Raw genomic sequence first — 552 nt, forward strand, 5'->3', positions numbered from 1 at the left:
AGCTTTTATAATCACCCACTTCAACAATCTTTTCATCAAAGACCACGCCATAATCTTCTAACACTTCGCATTTTTCATTGCATAAAAAAACTAAAGACGCTCCTATGATTTCTTGCATGCATTCTCCTTAATCAATGTGGTTTGCCCTTTTAAGATCATTCTTTGAACTTCGCCATATAATTCTAAACCATAAAAGGGCGAATTTTTATTATTAACTCTTGTTTGGGCGTTCAAATCCACAATCATGAGATTGGCTAATTGATTTTCTTTAACCTCGCCTGCATTGAGTTTTAAAAATCTCGCTTGATTAGTCGCCATGACTTTAATGAGCTGTTGGAAGCTGATAACCTTTTTTTGAACTAAAAAAGTATAAGCCACGCTAAAAGCGTCCTCTATGCTCTCACACCCAAACGCGCTTTCTTCAAAAATCTCTGCGTTAGAGTTTTTGAAAACATGAAGGCTTGTGAGCATGGCAATTTCATCATTCTTTAGGGCTTCTTTTAAGGCGTTTTGGCTTTCTTTATCCCTTAAAGGAGGGGCGATTTTAAATCT

The 552-nt window shown here is 36.4% G+C and carries 1 protein-coding gene; it reads right to left on the reverse strand.

Going from position 1 to position 552, the window contains the following annotated elements; all coding sequences use genetic code 11:
- Positions 1-102: 102 nt before the first annotated feature.
- Positions 103-552: amidohydrolase family protein (locus IE271_RS44715; RefSeq protein ID WP_190195541.1), on the reverse strand; the 450-nt coding region annotated here is incomplete at its 5' end.

Source organism: Streptomyces minutiscleroticus, assembly GCF_014650875.1.
GTDB lineage: Bacteria > Actinomycetota > Actinomycetes > Streptomycetales > Streptomycetaceae > Streptomyces > Streptomyces minutiscleroticus.